The organism is Gilliamella sp. wkB195 (assembly GCF_001690445.1).
Lineage (GTDB): Bacteria > Pseudomonadota > Gammaproteobacteria > Enterobacterales > Orbaceae > Gilliamella > Gilliamella apicola_E.
The window spans coordinates 17,190-40,528 of record NZ_LZGP01000033.1; the positions used below are offsets into that span (position 1 = coordinate 17,190).

General features: G+C 37.6%; 16 protein-coding genes and 1 pseudogene. 4 read left to right on the plus strand and 13 right to left on the minus strand.

What is annotated here, in order from left to right:
• Nucleotides 1-237 precede the first annotated feature (237 nt).
• Nucleotides 238-1,113: a tRNA-modifying protein YgfZ gene (ygfZ, locus tag A9G08_RS08650; protein WP_081299549.1), complete on the plus strand. Its 876-nt coding sequence runs from the start codon at nucleotides 238-240 to the stop codon at nucleotides 1,111-1,113.
• Between the two features lie 53 nt (nucleotides 1,114-1,166).
• On the opposite strand, the gene A9G08_RS08655 is transcribed toward ygfZ, so the two are convergent.
• The 5 genes from A9G08_RS08655 to ppdD all read right to left on the minus strand — a co-directional run bounded on the left by A9G08_RS08655 (nucleotide 1,167) and on the right by ppdD (nucleotide 5,998).
• The gene (locus tag A9G08_RS08655) at nucleotides 1,167-2,333 is read right to left on the minus strand and encodes a M20 aminoacylase family protein (protein WP_065563309.1); all 1,167 of its coding nucleotides are present in this window, start codon (nucleotides 2,331-2,333) and stop codon (nucleotides 1,167-1,169) included.
• 177 nt (nucleotides 2,334-2,510) lie between these two features.
• Nucleotides 2,511-3,266: a prepilin peptidase gene (locus A9G08_RS08660; protein ID WP_065563310.1), complete on the minus strand. Its 756-nt coding sequence runs from the start codon at nucleotides 3,264-3,266 to the stop codon at nucleotides 2,511-2,513.
• Nucleotides 3,266-4,435 (minus strand): type II secretion system F family protein, encoded by a 1,170-nt coding sequence (locus A9G08_RS08665; protein WP_065563311.1) that lies wholly within the window; start codon nucleotides 4,433-4,435, stop codon nucleotides 3,266-3,268. Before A9G08_RS08665 ends, A9G08_RS08660 begins: the two co-directional genes overlap by 1 nt.
• Nucleotides 4,436-4,441: 6 nt before the next feature.
• On the minus strand, nucleotides 4,442-5,560 hold the full coding sequence (locus tag A9G08_RS08670) for an ATPase, T2SS/T4P/T4SS family (RefSeq protein ID WP_065563312.1): 1,119 nt from the start codon (nucleotides 5,558-5,560) through the stop codon (nucleotides 4,442-4,444).
• Between the two features lie 3 nt (nucleotides 5,561-5,563).
• A complete protein-coding gene (ppdD, locus tag A9G08_RS08675) occupies nucleotides 5,564-5,998 on the minus strand; it encodes a prepilin peptidase-dependent pilin (RefSeq protein WP_065563313.1) in 435 nt (144 codons plus the stop codon).
• 175 nt (nucleotides 5,999-6,173) lie between these two features.
• On the opposite strand from ppdD, the pseudogene ampD reads away from it, so the two are divergent.
• Together ampD and A9G08_RS11905 are read left to right on the plus strand one after the other, a co-directional pair.
• Nucleotides 6,174-6,719 (plus strand): annotated as a pseudogene (ampD, locus tag A9G08_RS11900) (1,6-anhydro-N-acetylmuramyl-L-alanine amidase AmpD); the annotation flags it as partial.
• Nucleotides 6,714-7,037, plus strand: coding sequence for a YqcC family protein (locus tag A9G08_RS11905; protein WP_370632609.1), 324 nt, complete (start codon nucleotides 6,714-6,716; stop codon nucleotides 7,035-7,037). The pseudogene ampD and the gene A9G08_RS11905, both read left to right, overlap by 6 nt.
• Nucleotides 7,038-7,081: 44 nt before the next feature.
• On the opposite strand, the gene mltG is transcribed toward A9G08_RS11905, so the two are convergent.
• Both mltG and alr read right to left on the minus strand, forming a co-directional pair.
• Complete coding sequence (mltG, locus tag A9G08_RS08685) at nucleotides 7,082-8,095, minus strand: endolytic transglycosylase MltG (protein WP_416379945.1); 1,014 nt, start codon at nucleotides 8,093-8,095, stop codon at nucleotides 7,082-7,084.
• A gap of 6 nt (nucleotides 8,096-8,101) precedes the next feature.
• Nucleotides 8,102-9,175, minus strand: a complete 1,074-nt coding sequence (gene alr / locus A9G08_RS08690; protein ID WP_065563316.1) for an alanine racemase — start codon at nucleotides 9,173-9,175, stop codon at nucleotides 8,102-8,104.
• Between the two features lie 244 nt (nucleotides 9,176-9,419).
• Between alr and A9G08_RS08695 the strand changes: the two genes are divergently transcribed.
• A complete protein-coding gene (locus A9G08_RS08695; RefSeq protein ID WP_065563317.1) occupies nucleotides 9,420-11,537 on the plus strand; it encodes a TonB-dependent receptor plug domain-containing protein in 2,118 nt (705 codons plus the stop codon).
• Nucleotides 11,538-11,699: 162 nt separating this feature from the next.
• On the opposite strand, the gene A9G08_RS08700 is transcribed toward A9G08_RS08695, so the two are convergent.
• From A9G08_RS08700 to A9G08_RS08725, 6 genes are all read right to left on the minus strand, one after another.
• Nucleotides 11,700-12,875, minus strand: a complete 1,176-nt coding sequence (locus A9G08_RS08700) for a hypothetical protein (RefSeq protein ID WP_065563318.1) — start codon at nucleotides 12,873-12,875, stop codon at nucleotides 11,700-11,702.
• 782 nt (nucleotides 12,876-13,657) lie between these two features.
• Complete coding sequence (locus tag A9G08_RS08705; protein ID WP_065563319.1) at nucleotides 13,658-15,190, minus strand: hypothetical protein; 1,533 nt, start codon at nucleotides 15,188-15,190, stop codon at nucleotides 13,658-13,660.
• Between the two features lie 478 nt (nucleotides 15,191-15,668).
• Nucleotides 15,669-16,979, minus strand: coding sequence for a hypothetical protein (locus A9G08_RS08710; RefSeq protein ID WP_141673961.1), 1,311 nt, complete (start codon nucleotides 16,977-16,979; stop codon nucleotides 15,669-15,671).
• Nucleotides 16,980-17,543: 564 nt separating this feature from the next.
• Nucleotides 17,544-18,848, minus strand: coding sequence for a hypothetical protein (locus tag A9G08_RS08715; protein ID WP_065563321.1), 1,305 nt, complete (start codon nucleotides 18,846-18,848; stop codon nucleotides 17,544-17,546).
• Nucleotides 18,849-19,591: 743 nt separating this feature from the next.
• On the minus strand, nucleotides 19,592-20,956 hold the full coding sequence (locus A9G08_RS08720) for a hypothetical protein (protein ID WP_065563322.1): 1,365 nt from the start codon (nucleotides 20,954-20,956) through the stop codon (nucleotides 19,592-19,594).
• 589 nt (nucleotides 20,957-21,545) lie between these two features.
• Nucleotides 21,546-22,949 (minus strand): hypothetical protein, encoded by a 1,404-nt coding sequence (locus A9G08_RS08725; RefSeq protein ID WP_065563323.1) that lies wholly within the window; start codon nucleotides 22,947-22,949, stop codon nucleotides 21,546-21,548.
• Nucleotides 22,950-23,339 lie beyond the last annotated feature (390 nt).

Below are 23,339 nucleotides of genomic sequence, written 5' to 3' on the forward strand. Positions count from 1 at the left end.
CAGAAAATCAATAAAGTCAACAATATAAGTTAACTTATTCTCAATTTTGGGTACTAGTACTCATTTTTGAAAGAAATAACTTGTAAAAGTTTATTTTATCTATTTTAATGCAATAATAGTGAGAAATTAATCGATCGACTAATTGATTAATTTTGAATTATTAAAGGCGTTTTCGCTTTTGTTTACGCTCTTTTATATATGTATATTAGGGCTCATTATAATTAAAAGGTGTTTTTAATGGCCAATTCTTATTACAAACAAACCTCCCTATCTGATTGGCAATTAGTCAAAGTATCAGGTATGGATAACCGTACATTTTTACAGGGACAAGTAACAGCTGACCTTAGTCGTATTAACGGAAACTCAGCATCATTTGCAGCACATTGTGATGCAAAAGGACGTATGTGGAGTAATTTTATATTATTCCAACGAGGTGAAGATATATTCTATATCTTACGTAAAAGTGTTGCCGAAAGACAAATTAGTGAATTGAAAAAAACGGCAGTTTTTTCTAAAGTAACTATAGAGCCCGTTCTGGATTTAAATCTAGTCGGATTGGAAGATGATGCAATAGATCCTTCTGTGATTTCAGCATTGGGCGATCACAATTGTATTACTATTGGTGGTGTAACTTATATTAAACTCACATCGCCTAAGTTGCGGGTGATAAAAGTATCGTCTGAACCATTACCTACTAATTTACAACCATCTAATCACTGGTTACAACTTGAATTAGAAGCTGGTCACGCTATTATTGATGCACCTAATATTGAAAGCCTGCTTCCTCAAGCTTGTAATTTACAACATTTTAAAGCAATAAGCTTTGATAAAGGTTGTTATTGTGGGCAAGAGATGGTAGCTAGAGCGCAATTCCGCGGTGCAAATAATCGCGGGCTTTATCTATTAAAAGGTCATAGTAAAGCATTACCGGAAATCGGTGATAAACTTGAATATGAACTTGAAGGAAACTGGCGTGAAGGTGGTCAAATCTTAGCGGCATTAAAAGTTGGGCAAAATGATGAAGTTTATGCTCAAATAGTGTTAGCAAATGGTTTTGATAGTGAAACAAAATTCAGAGTCAAAGGTCAACCTGATAGTGAATTAAAGTTATAATTTAATACGATCAAGCAGGAATAGTTTTATAATTATTCCTGCTTTTTGATGTATTAATTACCTAACTCTTGATGAACAATTTCAACAAAATATTCTGCACCAGTTGTTAAGATCTCATCATTAAAATTATACGACGGGTTATGAAGATTCGCGCCATCTCCCGCACCAATTTTGATATAAACGCCCGGCACTTTTTGCAACATAAAAGCAAAATCTTCTGACCCCATTGTTGGTGGTGAATCAATCACAATCTTATCGTTACCCACAAGTTTTTGGGCAACTTTAATTGCTATATCCGCCTGTTTAGCATGATTGATAGTTGCTGGGTAACGGCGTTGATAATCAACTTCGGCTTTTGTACAAAACGTTAAAGCGGTTCCAGTTGAAATATGTTTGATTCTTTCTTCTGCTAAATCTTGATCTTCAGCACTCAATGCCCTAACTGTTCCACGAATCACCGCATGTTGTGGAAGCACATTCCAAGTATCGCCACTATGAATCTGTGTCACACTAATAACCAACGAATCAGTTGGATTTAAATTACGGCTGACAATTGTTTGCAAACTATTGACAATATTGGTAGCGGTTAAAATGGTATCTCTACCTAAATGTGGTGCAGCAGCATGTGAACCAACACCAGTTATTTTAATTTCAAAAACATCATAAGATGCCATGACTGGACCATGATTAATTAAAAAATGGTTCAACGCAAAATTAGGTTGATTATGCATACCATAAACAGCTTCGATAGGAAATTTTTCAAATAGACCATTTTCCACCATCACTCGACCACCGCCTTCGTTTTCTTCAGCGGGTTGGAAGACCACCACCACCGTACCAGAAAAATCACGATTAGCACTTAAATATTTTGCTGCGCCTAACAATGTTGCAGTATGACCATCATGCCCACAAGCATGCATTTTACCGGGAATTGTCGAACAGTAGCTAATTTTGTTTTCTTCAACGATATCCAACGCATCAATATCTGCACGTAAAGCAATAGTACGACCTTTATTCTTACCATGAATAACCCCCACCACACCAGTTGGCGCAAAGTCGGTATACAGTTCGGTTATTCCAAACGATTTTAGCTTTTCGATAATAAACTGGGTTGTTTGCTTCTCTTCGAATGCAGTTTCAGGGTGAGAATGAATATGATGGCGCCATGCAATCATTTCATCTTTTAATGCAGCAATGCTTTTAGCGGTAGTACTCGTCATTGATTATTCCTTACATTTAGCGATAAATCTGAAAAGACTTTATTCGCACTATAATCTTAATTTGAATAAAGTAAAAATAACTAATTCTTTTATCGTTATCTTTTTTAGTTATAAGCAAAGTAGTGCAAGAATTTTATGTGGATATTGAAAGAGATAGTCATTAAAAAACAATAACGATCACAAACTGAAAATGATTAAATAACCAGATAACAGCAGAAAAGGACCAAAGGCGATCATGTCATGCATATTTTGCTTGTATTTAGTTTGCTTATATTTTGCAAAAATAAAAAAGACTATGCCTGACAATGATGCCATAATTAACAATAATGGAATTAATTGATAAGGTAGCCAAGCACCCAAAGCCGCGACAAGCTTAATATCCCCACCACCTAAACCGGCTCGTTTTGTTAGGCAAAAATAACAGACAGCAGGTAATTTAAGCATTAAATAACCACAAAAAACCCCCGTTAAGGCGTCACTGATGGTTAACGAATTTAGATCAAAATAAGCCATCATCAACCCAGCCCACATCAACGGTTGTGTAAAAAAATCAGGCAGTAAAAAATAGCGAAAATCAATCAGTGCTAAAAGCAAAAAATAACTCGCAAGTAGCATTAATAACATACTTTGAAAATTGAGATCTTTGTTCAAATATATTAGTAAAAATAATCCCGCTACAGCCAACTCAAAAATTGGATAGCAAAAAGCGATCTTTTGCTGACAAAAATAACATCGCCTTTTTAATATTAACCATGATAGCACTGGAATTAACTGCCAAGCAGAAAGTGAGTGTTGACAATTTGGGCACGAAGAACGAGGAAAAGTGATAGCGACTAAATAATCAAACAAAGATTGTGAAGGAGAATATCGCCAATAAGCAACTTGCAAAAAACTTCCGACCGCAAGCCCAACACAAAAAACCAAAACAGCCATTAATGAATCACATCTCCCATTTGAAATACGGGTAAATACATCGAAATCACTAATCCTCCAATTATCAATGCTAAAAATAGCATCAAAATCGGCTCAAATGCTTTGACTAAATTATCGGTTAAGGTTTGATTTTGTTGTTGATAATAGAGGGACAAGTTATTAAGCATAACATCTAATGATCCTGACTCTTCGCCAGCATGAACTAGCTGTACACAAAGTTTAGGAAAATAGGACGATAGCATTTGACTAAAGGCATTACCTTGTTCAATACCGTTAATTATTTTATTGATAATGTCACGATAATAACTATTTCCTGTAGTATTTGCCGAAGCACTAAGTCCTGTTAGTAATGGAATACCTGCTTGCTGAGTGATTGCTAATGTGTGGAAAATCTGCATTAAGCACTGTGATTGAATCACTTGCCCCAATAACGGCAATGCTAATTTTTGCCGATCAATCGTGAGTTGATAGCGGACTTTAAAAAAACGCTGGAATAAAAAGTAACCCAGCGATGGCACTAATAATATGAGTACACCATTTTGCTGAACCTTATTAGCAATATCAATCACTAGCTGGGTAAAATAAGGTAATTGAGCATCAAAACTCTGATAAATATCGGCCAATTTGGGTAATACAATAAACATCATCACAATAATAACCACTACTGACACTGACAATAAAAAAAGCGGATAACGCATTACCTTTCTAATCTGTTTTTGCAATTGCAATGATTTTTCAAGATGCACGGTTAATTGCTCAAAACTGTGATCGAGTTGTCCGGTTAATTCACCAATAGCAATAATTTCACAATAAAGCGCAGGAAATACCGAATGATATTGCTTTAAAACAGTGGATAATGATTCACCTTTGGCGATTTGCTGACTAATGTCTGACAATAAATATTGCCATTGTGGTTTGTGCTGATCGTCAAGAAGTAATCTCAAACTATCTACAATCGATAATCCAGCCTTTAACATAGTAGCTAACTGTTTTGTGATAATTAGCAGATCGCTCGGATGAAAACTTTTTTTAGTAATAATACTATCGGCACGAATTTTAATCGCGATTTGACCTTGCAATAAAAGCTGTCTTTTCACATCTTGCTTTGATGTGGCAATAATCTTATTTTGATGAAAATTAATGTCATACCAAAAATAGATCCGCTTCATACACTATCACCCAATGACGACTTCACCTAAAACCCGATTTAATTCAGCCAAAGTAGTGATACCTTGTTGTACTAACTTAAAGCCAGCTTGTAGTAATGTGGCTCTATTTTGGGGTGAGATTGGTTGATTAGTTATAATCTGTTGTTGCACTTCTGGGGTCACCATTAACAGTTCATATACACCTACTCGTCCTAAATAACCACCTACACACTTGTCACACCCCATGGCGATAAAGTGTGGTGAAGGTTGATTATCAATTGGGGTTAGTTCACTAGCAACGACTTTGCAATGTTGGCAAAGCTTTCGCACCAAGCGTTGAGCGATAACCAATTTCAAACTGGACGATAAAAGATAATTTTTGATGCCCATTTGATTTAACCGAACTATTGCTTCAACACTCGAATTAGTATGCAAAGTGGATAATACTAAATGGCCTGTTTGAGCGGCTTGAATGGCAATTTCAGCAGTTTCATGGTCACGAATTTCGCCAATCATCATCACGTCTGGATCTTGGCGCAATAAAGCGCGTAATATCACCGAAAAAGTTAGACCGGCTTTATGATTAATCGCGGTTTGATTAATACCTTCTAAAGGTATTTCGATCGGATCTTCAACACTACAAATATTACATTCAGCTTTATTTAGATGCTTTAACGCACTATATAAAGTCATCGTTTTACCACTACTAGTTGGGCCAGTAACCAAAATCAACCCTTGCGGATAATCTAAAATCTGTTTAAGTGTGAGAAGATCTTGTTCGGTTAATCCTAAATCATTAATGGTTAGCTCAGATTCATGATTATCCATCACCCGCAAGACAATCTTTTCACCGTTGATCACCGGCAAGGTAGCAATTCGCATTGCATAGTTATTAATTACCAATTGACCATCTTGCGGTAAGCGGTGCTCAGCAATATTTAAATTAGCCATAATTTTTAATCGAGCGGTGATCTGCTTAGCAAGGCTAAGTGGTGGCATTAGCCTATTTTGCAAAACACCATCAATTCTCATGCGTATTCGATAGTAATGTTGATAAGGCTCGAAATGAATATCAGATGCTCGCTTATCCAGTGCGGATAATAATAGCTTATCGAGACTTTCAACCAGTTGATCTTCTTGCATCATAATTTATTGAAATTTAAAAATATCTTCACAAGCCGTTTTTAAACTGTCATCAAGAGGATTGGTGACACAAGTGCGTGACCAATCTAAATTGCCTAACGATGAGTTCAACTTTGGTGTTAAGGTTGTGGTTAAACTAGATAACGCGCTCTTACCCACAATGGTAATCACGCCATTAGTAACATTGATCGATGTGACATAGTTAGTCGATCTGGTAGTGGGCACACCATTTGCTCCACCACTACATTTATTTAATGCGCCTTGCTCAATAGCACAAATTTCAATCGCGGTTTTATAGGCTGTCATTGATTGAAGCATATCGGTTAAAGCGGCCTTTTTGACATAACTTTGATAGGCTGGCAGACCGATAGCTGTTAAAATGGCGACTACCACGATAGCGATCATTAACTCAAATAAAGTAAATCCAGATTGTTTATGCATAAATTCCTCTAAAGATTAATCAAATGATAGATAGAGTGACTTTATAGCAAACTGAAAAAATGAAATAATAATCAGAAAAAAGATTTGGAAGTTAAAATACAAATTGATTACCACAATTAACATTGTATTAATCAAAGTTGTGAACAAGATCGCAATACACACTATTGGAGCCATAATGACCTTAAAAGTGTTAAAAATAGTTGATGGTTGGATAAGCAATATCAAACAGGTCAAATCGCCGTATTATAATGATCGCACTGACCCCATCACATTATTAGTTATTCATAATATCAGCCTGCCACCGAACCAATATGGCGGGCCTTATGTTGAACAACTTTTTACTGGTAAGCTCGATCCAAATCAGCACCCTTATTTTGCCGATATCTATAAACTACAAGTATCAAGTCACCTATTTATAAGACGCGATGGCGAAATTATTCAATTTGTGCCATTTAATAAACGTGCTTGGCACGCAGGTAAATCAGTATTTGAAGGTAAAGAAAACTGCAACGACTTCTCAATTGGCATAGAAATAGAAGGATGTGATACCGACAACTTTACCGAGACACAATACCAGCAACTTGCCAACGTTACCATACTATTACAACAAACCTACCCAATCGAAAATATAACTGGACATAGTGACATAGCCCCAGATCGCAAAACCGATCCTGGTCCTTATTTTGATTGGAATTATTATCAAACACTGATTAATATGAAAACAATTTCAATACAACTGAACCTAATTAAAGATGAACTGCAAAACCTTAACTTATGGCAACCCTCACCCCCTGAGGCAGAAGCTTTTTTAAGTGAGCAGCCATTTGCACTCGACACCATGCAACCGCATGAATGGTTACAGTGGATCTTTATTCCGCGCATACAGGCGTTAATCGATGCTAAAAGCGAAATACCTAAATTTGCTCTTCACCCATATTTTGAAGAGGCATTCAAACAGCAAGAAATAGAGGTAGATGATTTATTAGCGCTAATTAAACAACTTGATGAATTAACCACCACTCGGTCAACAGACGAATAATCGAAAAGGGAGACAGCCACAACCGTGGCTGTAAAATTGAAAAATTAATTGTTCATTCTGCGGTATTCATTAACCGCTTGTTGATGATTACTATAATTGCTACTAAATGTATGGCCACCAGTACCATTAGCAACAAAGAATAGATAATTCGTTTTAGCTGGATGTGCGGCTGCTTCAAGTGATGCTAAACTTGGCATAGCAATTGGTGTTGGTGGTAGCCCCTCAATCACATAAGTATTATAAGGATTATTGGTATCAGTCAAATCAACACGCCTAATCGTACCCGTATAATTATCCCCTAACCCATAAATAATGGTTGGATCGGTTTGCAACTTCATATTTGCTTTTAAACGATTAACAAAAACCGAAGCAACATTAGCACGTTCAGAGCTTATGCCTGTTTCTTTTTCAATAATCGAGGCAATAATCAGCAACTCATAAGGTGTTTTATAAGGCAGATCTTTATCGCGATTATCCCACACTTTTTGTAGATTGTTTTTCATAGTCAAATGGGCGCGCTTAAGAATATTAATATCTAAACTATCTGCGGTATATTGATATGTATCTGGTGATAACCAACCTTCCAATTTTCCATCATCAATGCCCAATATCTTCGCAATCTCATCATGTGACTTACCGGTCAATGTTTGCTTGATATAAGGCGTATTACTAAGCACATTTAACCAATCCTTAGCACGCTTACCTTCAACAAATTGCACAAAAAAACTGCTCTCTTTACCCGACACCAACAACTTTAAAAACTCATCAACAGTCATATGAGGATGTAATTGATAAGTTCCAGCTTTAATCGAACTTAAAGAGGGATTGAGTTTATACAAATAAGGCAACAAATACGCTTGTTGCATTAAATCACTCTCCTTAACTTGCTCAACTAATTGATGCAAAGAGGTGCCTTTTTTCAACACAAACATCTGATTATCAGCCGTGACATTCATATGTTGCTTAGAAAATTGTTGTAAATAATAATAACCAATAGCTAATGAACCACCGACGAGTAAAACTACCGTCAGTAACGTATACAAAATAAATTTTTTAATCATAACCTAGTCTTTATAACGAATTTTTGCGCGTGAAGTTAAGCGCGTTAATAACTCATAAGCACTCATTCCCGTGTGCTTAGCGATTTGTTCAACCGGCAACTCCTTGCCCCAAAAAATGACTTCGTCGCCGGGTTTATCCTGGCAGTGTTGTCCTAAATTGACCACAATCATATCCATAGAAACACGACCAACAATCGGTACCAAGCGACCATTAATACTCACGGGTGTATTTTCTGGAATATCGCGCGGATAACCATCACCATATCCCATCGCCACAACCCCTAGTACAGTGTCACTTTCACTTGTCCAAGTTTGACCATAACCAACTGATTGTCCTTTTTCGTGCTTACGTACTGCGATTAATTCAGATTTGAGCGTCATAGCGGGTTGTAAATCAGCGACTGCATCAGAAAATGGCGAAACCCCATATAACGCAATACCAACTCGAATCATATCAAGATGAGAATCAGGCCAAGCAAGCAAACCACCTGATGCTGCAATCGATTGTTGACAGCCATTAACCGAACGAGCAAATTCATTAAAACGTGCTATTTGGGTATTGGTTTGTGAAGAACCTAACTCATCTGCACTACTAAAATGGCTAATAATATTGATCGGCTGGCGAACAGCTTTACAGCTAGCTAAACGATTAAACTCGTTTATTGCTTCATCAAAATGAAAACCTAAACGGTGCATACCAGTGTCAATCTTAAACCAAACTGTGATCTCATTTGCAAAAGGGATCGTATTTAAAACATCGATTTGCCAACTTGAATGGATAACTGGTTGCAAATTAAAATCAAGCAAATCGTTAATGTCATCATGCGGAAAAAAACCTTCCAAAAGCACGATAGGACCACGAATACCAACTTGACGCAAAACTATTGCTTCTGAAACTCGTGCAACACCAAAACAATCAACTTTACCATCCAACAACTGAGCAACCCCTTCCATGCCATGGCCATAAGCATTCGCTTTAACCACTGCCATTAAAGTACAGTTTGGAGATTTTTGTTTAAAAAATTCAACATTGTGTAAAATTGATTTACGATTAACTTCTACAACAGCAATAGACATTTTGCATAACCTAACTTATATATTGAGTGGTTATTGTAAAATTTGTTATCGATAATCACAAATAAAAAATCGGCAATTTGCGTGATTTTGTTATTAAAAATGTGACAAAGTTAAAAAATCCACACTGATCCTCAAAGTTAATACAATTCGAATTAATTTAATTATTTACATCTATAATAATAATGATTATCATTTGCGTTTTATATCAATACAACGTTATACAAAAGAGACAAAGAGAAGTTTTATGACCCCAAAATTACATTATATTGCAATATTAACTATCTGTTTTTGTGCTGATAGTTATGCAGAAGAAAAAAAAGGCAATCCACAAGATACCATTATCGTTACCGCTGATCGGAATGAAAAGACAGTATGGGATAGCTCAGTATCTGTTAATGCAGTCAACCGTGACGAGATTGAAAAACTCAATGGCGATTCTGTGGTTGAAGCACTGCGTGATATTCCAGGCGTTGAAATTACCGATAACGCACTAGCAGGACGCAAACAAATCATGATTCGTGGTGAAGCTCCTTCGCGTATTTTAATGTTAATTGATGGTCAAGAAGTGACTTATCACCGTTCCGGACACGGTTCAAGTGCGGGTGTATTAATCGACATGGAATCAGTTGAACGCATCGAAGTGATTAAAGGGCCTCACTCAGTATTATATGGCTCGCAAGCGATTGGTGGCGTCGTTAACTTTATAACCCGTAAAGGAAGTAAAGATGGAAAACCACTAACCGGAGATGCCAAATTAATCTATAACCAATCGACCAATGGCTTTACCGAAATGGGCACGGTAAACGGCACGATTGATGAAATATTTGATTACCGAATCAGTGGAACCTACTCTGAAAATAATGATCGCAAAGCGTATCAAGGCAAACTGCATGATACCGACTTTGATAATAACAGCATAAGCTCATGGTTTGGACTCAACCTTGATAAACACAAATTTGGTATATCATTAGATCGTTATAAACTGAATACTAAAACTTATACCGATGATAACTCACCAGAAATAAAAGAATTTTGGGTAAACATTCCACTACTAAAACGTGAAAAAGTGGGATTCTTTTATGATTATGACGTCGATGCAGGTTTCTTAAAAAAACTGCATTATGATGCTTACGCCCAAAAACTCAATCGTCAATTTAGAAACCATGTCGTAGTATCACCTAGACCGATAATGAAAGTAACGACCAACACGGCCACCAATGACGAACAAAAAACCTATGGCATGACATTCCAATCAGACATGCAACCACATAAAGATATGACATTAATTGCTGGTGTACAGTATCAACAAGATAATGTTGACCAAGACTCACATAATGTCGTGATATCAAAAATGCCTGCACCACCAGCTAGTTATACCCAACATAAATACCTAACTAACAAATGGCAACAATCGAGTATCGCACTATTTGGGCAAAATGATTGGGCAATAACCGATGATATCTCTTGGAATCTTGGTGCTCGTAAATATTGGGTCGAATCAAAACTAAAAAACGGCAATACCACCATAAATAAAATCCCGGTTATGGGATCGGCAACAACCAGCCACAGTATCGATCGAAAAAAGAAAACTCATGATAACAACTTTGTTGTATCGTCAGGATTAACCTACTCAGGTTTTAAAAACACCCAACTAAGAGCCTCGTTTGCACAAGGTTATGTTTATCCAACCCTTGCACATCTTTATGCCGTCACCTCGGCTGCTTCGCAAACGATTTATGGAAACTCGCATCTAAAAGCTGAAAAATCCAACAACTACGAAATTGGTTTACGTTATAACAATAACAAATTATTAGTTGATGGGGCTATCTACTTCTCGGATGCAAAAGATTATATCACCCAAATGAACTGTAATGGCTCATCGATTTGTAGTGGCGCATCCGGACGTTCTATTACTTATTATGGCAATGCCAACAAAGCCAAAACCCATGGCTTAGAATTAAGTGTTGAATACCTAGACCTTCCGGTGAATCCTTATCTAAAAGGGAATTACCTAAGCCGTAAAATCGAGACAGATACCTACAGCACTCGTGACACCGGCAACCCACGCTTTACAGGAAGTGCAGGGATAAAACATACAGCTTATTTTGATAAATTTGATATTGATTCAGACCTATTTATGCGATTTGCCACCAACGCAACAAAACGCGGTGATTCATCTGTTTATCACTACAGCGGATGGTCAACATTAAACTTATCAACCACAACCTCATTTGGCGCTAATCGCCAGTACCATATTGGGTTAGACCTCAACAATATCTTAAACAGAAACTACACCACAGCTTACGAATCAATACCAGCAGCTAAATTCCACGCTATCATTAGCGCCAGTATGAAATTCTAGCGATATAGCAAGGCAAAAGAATCCCTACGCCTAAAAAAATCCGCCCTAGTTGGGGCGGATAATTTAGTTGTTAGACACTATAAAATTGCTTGTTATCGCTCGACTACGTTGAATTTTCGATTCTTTAGTGAATATAATTATTTTTTCACCCAAGTAATGATGCTAAGGTAAAGTACAAAGCCCTTCCAAAATGCTTTCATAGCCAGTATAAAACCAATGTATACGACCATCATCAGGGTAAACAACAAACCGATTATCGTTGTCAGGAGCTATAACATTGGTCCAGAACCTGGTAATACCAAAGTCGGCTTTTTCATATTTGTTTAGATTACCCCACTCCGCAATAAAGCTAGCACCAATTCTACGCTGATAATGATCATCAGGTGAGGAAGGTTCAGCACCAGTCACTTCAAAACGTTTTGCATTAGTTAAATCTTTAACCGTAGGCATACGGTAACCAATTTTATTACACCAAGACTCCATATTAGAATAGGTATAAAAACCTTTACCTCGGTTGACAAACCATTGTTTTATCTGAAATCCATACTTGACAGCCCTCTCACCATTATGGACATAATGACCAATTAACTCGAAAGTCTGAGGGAAAGTAGGCTTAGCAATAAGACCAGGATTGTTAGAATTCCATTGGGATGCCTTCGCAACTGGACCGGTTAAGGTAACCCGTACGCTTGTCGGTGTGGGATTGCTCATAGTAGCGGTGATACCTCCCTGAGTGACAGAAGACCAAGCCAATTTCTGACTATTACCAGCAATTTCTAAATCAAAGTACATGTTATTAGCACCCGTAGTCGGAAAGTTTTTACCATAATGATCAGGCCTAGTATCCTGGGTGAAAAAACCCTTATAAGGGTTCCAAATAGAAGATGGACCAGCATACTTTCCTTCACCTGCAATCAAAACGGGTTTAGCAAAACAAACCTCTGGTTCAGTCTTAGGGTTAGGAGTAACATAATAAGTCACACTACTTGCATTGAAACTACGACTATGAGGAACCCCATAACGTGTGGATAGTGTACCATCCGTACTGGTTAATTTAAGACTATAAGGGGCACCACAATGCCCTAATACTGTATGACGTGGTACAACTCGGCTGTATTTATCGGTGACAGATAAACTTAAAGTACCTCCTGTAGCTGTAACATCTGTATCGCCATCATTATCCCCCCAATATTTATAAGTATCAACAAGCCTAGTTAATGTGACTGAATTTGTATTAACTGGAACAAACATGTTAACGCGAGCAAGACTTTGACCAGCAACAGGTAAAACGATTGGTGCTGAAGAAGATGAAGTATTAGTTGAAGGCGTGTATTGCACACCATTTGATAAAGTAATACTGAGCAGACCATCAGTATCAACCGCACGTGTAAGGCCACCGTCATAAGTTAAATAAGGCGCACTACCATGAATCTGATTTTTTGTCGTCTGTGAAGTTAATGCATGGCTGGAGTAAAAAGGTATGAGTAAAAGGCCTAGCGGTAAAAAGATCTCTCGAAATAATTTAGATCGACAAAATGATCCAAATGACGATCGGAACGACGATCGACTGCGTGATCTTAAATTTTTGTCAATTAATAAACTGAAGTGTAAAAAAAGAGGCTGAGAGTTTAAATTTGGCGAATTTAAATTATAGGTTGGCCAAGTTGCCTGTTGCCTGTTGAAAATTATAGAACATATTCGACCATCCTGTCAAGTAATTTTATGATTTATTTACTATTTTTTGTTTGTTGATTAAACTTTAGCTATTCAGCTAAAGTGATCTAGAAGTATAGTGATTGGAAGAATATGACGCAATAATTATTTCACTTTAGATCGTTAACTTTTGTAAATATGATCAGAAAAAGAGCTAAATAATTACTATCTAGGTTATGTTTTAATTGATAAAAGCGAGCTTTACAAATCTTTAAAATTATGGTTTTTAATCCCGAGAAAATTTAATTTTATTTAAATTTTGTTCATTTATTGATTTTTAGGTGGGGTTTTAAATGCCAAAACCCCGCTCCTCAACTTTATTGCAATAAAAAACGCAAAAATACCCCCACCAAGGTGGGGGGTTATGTGGGCTATGCCCACAAAATTGCTTTTATTGTACGACCATGCTAAGGCAAAGTGCAAAGCCCTACCGATTTATCATACGAGGGTTCAGCCCAATGTACATGACCATCTTTAGGAAAAACGACGAACCGGCTCAAACCTTTTACATCACTGGTCCAGTACCATTGGACAGCGTCAAAGTTGGTTCGATCATATTTGCCTATATTACCCCACTCCGCAAGCAAGCTTGCACCAATTGTACGCATATAATAATCACCTGATGATGAAGGTGTACCACCAGTAATTTCATAACGTTTTGCATTAGTTAAATCCTTAACTTTAGGCAGGCGATAACCAATACTATTACACCAGGATTCCATGCTAGGATAGCTGTAATAAGTTTTACCTCGGTTGACAAACCATTGTTTTAACGTAAAACCATATTTAACGATAGCTTTACCACTACTATCTCGACCAACTAACTCGAATGTCTGAGGCAAAGTAGGCTTAGTAATAGGACCAGGATTGCTGGAATTCCATTGGGATTCAGTTGCAACAGGGCCAGTTAAGGTAACCCGTACGCCTGTCGCTGTAGAATTGCTCATAGTCGCCGTGATACCACCTCGCGAGACAGGAGACCAAGACAATGCTTGTTTATTACCAGCAATGCTTAAATCAAAGTACATGTTGTTAGCACCTGTAGTCGGAAAGTTCTTACCATATGAGTCAGTTGACTGAGGCAAAAAACCAAGAGATGGATCAAAAATTTCAGGTGGACCCGCTTTTACACCTCCATTGCCTTCGAAAGATAGACTTGGAGTGGCAAAACAAATTTCCTGCCCCTTAGGTTTGACAAAATAAGTGACCCGACTAGGATTGAAATCACTACTATTTGGAATACCATAACGCGTTGTTAATGTACCATTTGTATTAGTTAATATAACCTCATAAGGCGCGTTACAAGGCCTTAACACTGTATTACGTGATACTGTTCTATTTCTATAATCAACGAGAGATAACTCTAAAAAACCATTAACCTTAATCTCATCATCACCATCATCATCCCCCCAATAATTATTGGGAGGACCAATAAGCGTTTTTAAAGTGATTAAATCGACATTCGTTGGAACGATCATATCTATATCAGCAAAACTTTGACCTGCAACCGGTAACTCAATGGGGTTTGAAGATGATGAAGTATTCGTTGTAGTCGTGTACTGTTTTCCGTTAGATAGCGTAATACCGAGCAAAGCTTCAATATTAAGAACACGTGTCTTACCACCATCGAAAGTTAAATAAGGCGCATTACCGCGAATCATATTCGAGGTTTTAGCCGTTAATGCATGGCTAGAATAAAAAGGTATTAGCAAAAGGACGAGCGGTAAAAAGATCTGTCGGAGTAATTTAGATCCGAGAGATGATCGACGAGATGATCCAAATGACGATCGCCACAACGATCGACTATGCGATCTTAAATTTTCGTCGACTAATAAGCTGGAATGAAAAAAAAGAGGCTGGGAGTTTGAATTTGGCGAATTTAAATTAGAGGTTGACCAAGTTGGCCTGTTGCCTGTTGCCTGTTGAAAATTATAGAACATATGCGACAATCCTGTCAAGTATATTTTTGATTTATTTAATGTTTTGCTTGAATTTTAGCCATCCAGCCAAAATTTTCGAAGAGTATAGTTACTGGAAAAATACGATGCAATACTTTTTTTATTTTGGATCGTTAACATTCGTTAAGAAGATCCTAGAAGGATCTAAACAATAATTAGCTAACTACTGTTTTGATTTAAAATTTTATCTTTACAAACATTTAAAGACCTTAATTAATGATCCTTAAAAAATTTATCTGAGTGATTAATCATTTAATAATTTTTAATCGGTATTTAGAACTTCAACCCATGCCCTAAAAAAATCCCCCCCGGTTGAGGGATGATGATGTCCGGAGGGGCTAAACCACAAAATCGCTTTTTATTTGACAACCACCTTGACTCTTCAAGTCAAATATTTCTTAATGATTTAACTACACCTTTATACCCCAAGCTTTGAGGCTTAAGGAAGAAAAAATAAAAACTAAGGATGGGAGCAAAGTCCGAAGACGTCGTAGTAGCCCCAACTCACGTAACCGTCGCTTGTGAACACGATAAACTGGCTACTACCACTACCACTCGGGTCACTAGTCCCGTACCAATTGTAGGTGAAGCCAGCGCGTGAATACTGGTATATAGTGCCCCACTCCGTGAAAAAACCAGAACCTATATGACGCATATAATGATTACCAGGTGAGGTAGGGGTGGCGCCAGAGATAGGATGAGAGCCTGTAAGAACTGCATTGGTTAAATCCCTTACGCGAGGCATTCGATAACCAATACTATTACACCAAGATAAGGCAGAAGAATAAGAGCCATACCAAGTACCACTGTGGACGAACCACTGCTTCAAAGTAAAACCATATGTGACGACAGGATTACCATTATTGTCTCGACCGACCAACTCGAAAGTCTGAGGCAACGATGGAGTGGAAATACGACCAGGATTGTCTGAATTATGCTGGGATTCGGTAGCGTAAGGACCAGTTAAAGTAACGCGTACGCTTGTAGCAGTAGACTTAGACATAGTAGCAGTGATACCTCCATGAGAAACAGGAGACCAAGACAATGGCTGACTACGACCACCAATATCTAAATCAAAGTACAATCCATTAGCACCAGTAGTAGGAAAGTTTGAACCATAATGAGAGGGGGCAGTTGACTGAGTGAGAAAACCCTTAGCTGGGTCCCACATCGAAAACGGACCAGCATATCGACCCGAGCCTTTATGCAAAATAGGCTTAGCAAAACAAACCACCGGCGCAGCCTTAGGTTTAACGTAATAAGTTACATTACTGGCACGGAAATCACTACGATTAGGAAATCCGTAACGAGTAGATAATGTACCGTCAGTACTGGATAACGTAACCTTATAAGGTGAATTACAAATTGTTGGAACGGTACTACGTGATACAGATTCATTGTTTTTATCGACGATAGATAAACTTAAAGAACCTGTAGCAGTAACGTCGGAATCACCATCATCATCCCCCCAATAATTATTAGGAGGACCGATAAGTGCGCTTAAAGCGACTGAATCAGTATTAGTAGGAACAAACATACCTATATCAGCAAAACTCTGACCCGCAACCGGCAAGGAGACTGGGGTCGTAGATGATGAATTGGTAGAAGGCGTGTACCGAGTTCCATCAGAAAGTGTAATACCAAGCAGACCGTTAACATCTATCACACGAGTACGACCACCATCGAAAGTCAAATAAGGTGCACTACCCTGAATATAATTCGAGGTTTTAGAGGTTAATGCATGGCTGAAAAGAGGAAGAAAAATCGCCACGCAAAAAACAATCTGACGGAGTAAATTAGATCGTAAAAAGGATCGAGAAAAAGATCGCGCGAAAATTTTCAAAATTCCCCATAATTGTGTGAAAAAATAAACTTTGGTAAAAAATAAACACTGAAAGCTTAACTTCGACGAATTTAAATTAGAGGTTGACCAAGTTGTCTTTTGAAAATTATCGAACATGCACAACAATCCTCTTAAGTATATTTTTAATTTATTTACTTTTTTATTAATGAACATCATCTTTGTAAACATTTAAAAATTATTATTAATAATCCATAAAAAAATTATATTTAAGTATTCAAAATTAGTGATTTTGATAATTTAATAATTTTCAAGTGGAATCTTGAATTTCAAAAACCCCGTTCCTCAACTTTTTTACAGTTAAACACTTTAAAAATCCCCCCGGTTGAGGGATGATGATATCCGGAGGGGCTAAACTACAAAATCAATTTTTATCTGAAAACTACCTTCACTCTTCAAGTCAACTATTTCTTAATGACTTAACTACTCCTTTATACCCCTCGACCCTAAGCATTAAAGACGAAGAAATAAATACTAAGGATAGGCACAAACCACGGATAAAGGCATGCTTTCGTGCCAATTCACAATACCGCCGTATGAGTGCACGTCATAGCGGCGATGACGACCAATGCTGTCACTAGTCCTGTAAGAAGATCTTATGAAACCAACGCCTGAATAATCCTCCATTCTGCCCCACTCCGTGAAAAAGCCAGAACCTATATGACGCATATAATGGTCACTATGTGAGGAAGGTGTAGCGCCCAAACTACTAAATCGAGACGAATTTGTTAAATCCTTTACTCGAGGCATTCGATAACCAATACTATTACACCAAGACAAAGCATTAGAATGTTTGTAAGTATCATTACCACGGTTGACGAACCACTGCTTCAAAGTAAAACCATATTTAACAACTGGATTACCTTGACCATCACGACCAACCAACTCGAAGGTCTGAGGCAAACTAAGTGTTAGAAGACGACCAGGATTGTCTGAATGATGCTGGGATTCGGTAGCGAAAGGACCCGTTAAAGTAACACGAACACTTGTAGCAGTGGAATTAGTCATTGTAACTGTGATGCCACCCTGAGATAAGGGAGACCAAGACAACGCCTGACTACTACCACTAATAAGTAAATCAAAATACAATCCATTAGCACCAGTAGTAGGAAAGTTTTGACCGTAAGAGGATGGGTCATTTGACTGAGTGAGAAAACCGTTAGCAGGGTCCCACATCGAAGATGGACCAGCATAATCATCTGTACCCATATATAAATTAGGCCGAGCAAAACAAACTATCGGCGTAGCCTTAGGATTAACGAAATACGTCACAACATTGGCACTGAAATCACTACGATTAGGAACGCCATAACGTGTGGATAATGTGCCGTTAGTACTTGATAACGTAACCCTATAAGGTGCCTTACAAATCTCTGGTACAGTGCTACGTGATACCGATTGACTGCTTTTATCGACAATAGACAAACTTACAGAACCTGTAGCAGTAACGTCAGAATCACCATCATCATCCCCCCAATAATTATGATGAGGACCGATAAGTGTACTTAAATCGACTGAATCAGTATTAGTAGGAACAAACATACCTATATCAGCAAAACTCTGACCCGCAACCGGTAACACGATTGGTTTTTCAGGAGATGAAGAATTGGTTGAAAGCGTATATTGTGTACCATCTGATAACATAATACCGAGCAAACCGTTAGAATCATTCACACGAGTACGACCACCATCGAAAGTCAAATACGGCACATTACCGTGAATCACATTTGAGGTTTTAGAGGTTAATGCATGGCTGGAAAAAGAAAGTAAAATAGCCACACCTAAAAAAATCTGCCGGAATAAATTAGATCGAAAAGAGGATCGCAAGAAGGATCTATAGTAGGATCGAAAAAAAGATCGCGAGAAAATTTGCAAAATTCCGCATAATTGCGTGAAAAAATAAACTTTGGTGAAGAATAAACGCTGGGAACTTAACTTTGACGAATTTAAATTAGAGGTTGGCCAAGTTGCCTGTTGCCTGTTGCCTGTTGAAAATTATAGAACATCTGCGACAATCCTGTCAAGTATATTTTTGATTTATTTACTGTTTTGCTTGAATTTTAGCCATCCTGCTAAAACGCTAAAAGAGTATAGTTACTGGAAAAACACGATGCAATTCTTTTTTTGTTTTGGATCGTTAATATTCGTAAAGAAGATCGCAAGAAAGCTCTTGAAAGGATCGACTAACTCTTGTTTTAATTGAAACCATATCATTTACAAACCTTTAAAAAACTATAATTAAGATCCTGAAAAAATTTACCTGAGTGATGAATAATCTTGATAATTTAATAATTTTTAATCGAAATTTAGAACCCCAAAAACCCCGCTCCTCAACTTTTCTGATATAAAAATAATTAAAACACATCATCATTTAGAGCCAAATTATTCATATGGCAACATTGCAAAGTGGAATTTTAAACGCTGAAATTACTACTGCTCAAAAAATCCCCCCCGATTGAGGGATGATGATGTACGGGGGAGGCTAAACCACAAAATCGCTTTTTATCGCACGATGGATGATACTAAGGTAAAGTGCAAAGCCCTCCCAATTCAACAACAATTTCAACAAAACTCGAATTTTCAAAAGAAAGCACACCCCAATCTATACCGCCACTATAAGGATGAACGACGAACCAACTGTTCAAATCTTTTACATCACTGGTCCAGTAATATCTGGCGTCAATAAAGTTGGCTTGTTCATATTCGGGTAGCTGACCCCACTCCGCAATAAAGCTGGCACCAACAATACTATGCTGATAATGATTACCAGATGATGAAGGTTGAGCACCCGTAATTTCATCATGTTTTGCATTAGTTAAATCTTTAACCGTAGGCATACGATAACCAATACTATTACACCAGGACTCCATACTAGGATAGGAGTAATAGTCTTTACCTCGGTTGACAAACCATTGTTTTAACGTAAAACCATATTTAACGATAGCTTTACCACTACTATCTCGACCAACTAACTCGAATGTCTGAGGCAAAGTAGGCTTAGTAATAGGACCAGGATTGCTGGAATTCCATTGGGATTCAGTTGCAACAGGGCCAGTTAAGGTAACCCGTACGCCTGTCGCTGTAGAATTGCTCATAGTCGCCGTGATACCACCTCGCGAGACAGGAGACCAAGACAATGCTTGTTTATTACCAGCAAGGCGTAAATTAAAGGACATGTTGTTAGCACCTGTAGTCGGAAAGTTCTTATCATATGATTCAGTTGAATGAGCAAGAAAACCATAGTTAGCGTCCCACGTCGAAGTATAAGGAGGATAATATAAAAAACCCTTCATATTTTCTGGTTCAGCAAAACAAACCTTTGGCTTAGTATTATTAGGGTTAGGAGTAACATAATAAAACACACGCTTTGCATTGAAAGTACTACTACGAGGAACCCCATAACGTGTCGATAATGTATTATTAGTGTTGTATAATTCAATCTCATAAGGTGCTCTACAAATCTCTGGCACAGTACTACGTGAATATCTTCTACTATAACGGCGCCCTGAATCTCTGATATATAAAATTAAATAACCTGTAGCAGTAGCTTCAGTATCTCCATCATCATCCCCCAAATAATTATAAGGAGGACCGATAAGAGCACTTAAATCGACTAAATTGGGGGATTTAGTATCAGTAGGAAAGAACATGCCTATATCAGAAAAACTTTGACCAGCAACAGGCAACACGATTGGATTTTCAGGAGATGAAGTATTAGTTGAAGGCGTGTATTGCACACCATTTGATAAAGTAATACTAAGCAGACTATCAGTATCAACCGCTCGCGTGCGACCACCATCGAAAGTCAAATACGGCGCATTACCGTGAATCACATTTGAGGTTTTAGAGGTTAATGCATGGCTGGTAAAAGAAAGTAAAACAGCCATACCTAAAAAAATCTGCCGGAATAAATTAGATCGAAAAGAGGATCGCAAGAAGGATCTAAAGTAGGATCGAAAAAAAGATCGCGAGAAAATTTGCAAAATTCCGCATAATTGCGTGAAAAAATAAACTTTGGTGAAGAATAAACGCTGGGAACTTAACTTCGACGAATTTAAATTAGAGGTTGACCAAGTTGTCTTCTGAAAATTATCGAACATGCACAACAATCCTATTAAGGATATTTTTAATTTATTTACTTTTTTCATTAAATAACATCATCTTTACAAACATTTAAAAATTAGTATTAATAATCCATAAAAAATTATATTTAAGTATTCAAAATTAGTGATTTTGATAATTTAATAATTTTTAAGTGGAATCTTGAATTTCAAAAACCCCGTTCCTCAACTTTTTTATAGTTAAACACTTTAAAAATCCCCCCCGGTTGAGGGATGATGATATCCGGAGGGGCTAAACCACAAAATCAATTTTTATCTGAAAACTACCTTGACTCTTCAATTCAAATATTTCTTAATAATTTAACTACTCCTTTATACCCCCAAGTTTTAAGGCTTAAGGAAGAAGAAATAAATACTAAGGATATGAGCAGAGCGAGGCATGGGGGCTGTCGGTGCGCCTATCCACACCACCGTGGAAGGTTTGCACGACATGCCGCAAACTACTACCATTCACGTCACTAGTCCAGTACCAAGAGTCATGGGTGAAGCCAACGCCAAAGTCGCTAAGAGGACCCCACTCATTGAAAAAGCCAGAGCCAATTCTACGTTGGAAATAATTACCAGGTGAGGAAGGTGTGGCGCCGACGAAACCTTCACACCAATCGCCTGAATGTTTACCACGACAAGTTGCATTGGTTAAATCCTTTATGAGAGGCATTCGATAACCAATACTATTACACCAAGATAAGGCAGGAGAATAATCGTCCCACTTAGTACCACGGTTGACGAACCACTGCTTCAATGTAAAACCATATTTAATAACAGGATTACCTTGACCATCACGACCGACCAACTCAAAGGTCTGAGGCAAAATAGGTTTGGAAATAAGACCAGGATTGTCTGAATTATGCTGGAATTCGGTAGCGAAAGGACCCGTTAAAGTAACACGTACGCTTGCAGCAGTTGAATTAGACATTGTAACTGTGATTCCCCCCTGAGATAATGAAGACCAAGACAAAGGTTGACTAACACCTCTAATATCTAAGTCAAAGTACAGTCCATTAGCGCCAGTAGTAGGAAAGTTTGAACCATAACGTGAAGGGTCAGTTGACTGAGGGATAAAACCATTAGCAGGGTCCCACATAAAAGACGGACCAGCATAATCATGATATGGGAACAAAATATCATCACCAAGCTTAGCATTTTTTAAATTAGGTCTGGTGAAACAAACCATCGACGTAGCCTTAGGATTAACGAAATACGTCACAACATTGGCACTGAAATCACTACTATTAGGAACGCCATAACGTGTGGATAATGTGCCGTTAGTACTTGATAACGTAACCCTATAAGGAGAATTACAAATCGTTAATACGGAATTACGTGATACAGCTTGATTGTTATTATCGACGATAGATAAACTTAAAGAACCAGTAACAGTAACGTCATTATCACCATCATCATCCCCCCAATAATTATTAGGAGGACCGATAAGAGAACTTAAAGCGACTGAATCAGTATCAGTTGGAACAAACATGTCTATATCAGCAAAACTTTGCTCTTCATCAGGCAAGACGATTGGCGTTGTAGATGAGGTATTATTTAAAGGCGTGTATTGTGTACCATCAGATAGAGTAATACCAAGCAGCCCATTTGTATCAACAACGCGAGTACGACCACCATCAAAAGTTAAATACGGCGCATTACCGTGAATCACATTCGAGGTTTTAGAGGTTAATGCATGGCTGGTAAAAGAAAGTAAAACAGCTACGCCTAAAAAAATCTGCCGGAATAAATTAGATCGAAAAGAGGATCGCAAGAAGGATCTATAGTAGGATCGAAAAAAAGATCGCGCGAAAATTTGCAAAATTTCGCATAATTGCGTGAAAAAATAAACTTTGGTGAAAAATAAACGCTGGGAGCTTAACTTTGACGAATTTAAATTAGAGGTTGGCCAAGTTGCCTGTTGCCTGTTGCCTGTTGAGAATTATAGAACATCTGCGACAATCCTGTCAAGTATATTTTTGATTTATTTACTGTTTTGTTTGAATTTTAGCCATCCAGCTAAAACGCTAAAAGAGTATAGTTACTGGAAAAACACGATGCAATACTTTTTTTATTTTGGATCGTTAATTTTCGTAAAGAAGATCGCAAGAAAGATCTTGAAAGGATCGACTATCTATTGTTTTAATTAAAATCATCTTCCTTA